Consider the following 307-nt stretch of genomic DNA (forward strand, 5'->3'; position numbering starts at 1 on the left):
TCGTCCGCTTGTACAGCGGGGAGCAGTTGGAGCCGCTCCGCATTCAGTACAAAGATTATGCGGTATGGCAGCAATCGGACGAGCAGAAAGCTCAGCTTGCCAAGCAGGAAGCCTACTGGCTCGACATGTTCCGCGGAGAACTGCCGGTTTTGGAATTGCCGACGGACTATCCGCGCCCGGCTATGCAGAGCTACGAGGGCCGCACGCTGCAATTGTTTATGGATAGCGAGAAAAGCGAGGGTCTGAAACGGCTTGCAGCCGAGAACGGCGCAACGCTTTACATGGTTCTGCTTGCTGGTTATACAAT

At 55.7% G+C, this 307-nt stretch carries 1 protein-coding gene; it reads left to right on the forward strand.

Features of this window, described 5'->3' with window-relative positions; genetic code table 11:
* Nucleotides 1-307 (forward strand): condensation domain-containing protein (locus HFE01_RS26615; protein WP_167438875.1); only part of this gene is annotated, 307 nt, incomplete at both ends.

Origin of the sequence: Paenibacillus sp. EKM10P (assembly GCF_011800655.1) — a bacterium.
In the GTDB taxonomy this organism is placed as follows: Bacteria; Bacillota; Bacilli; order Paenibacillales; family Paenibacillaceae; genus Paenibacillus; species Paenibacillus polymyxa.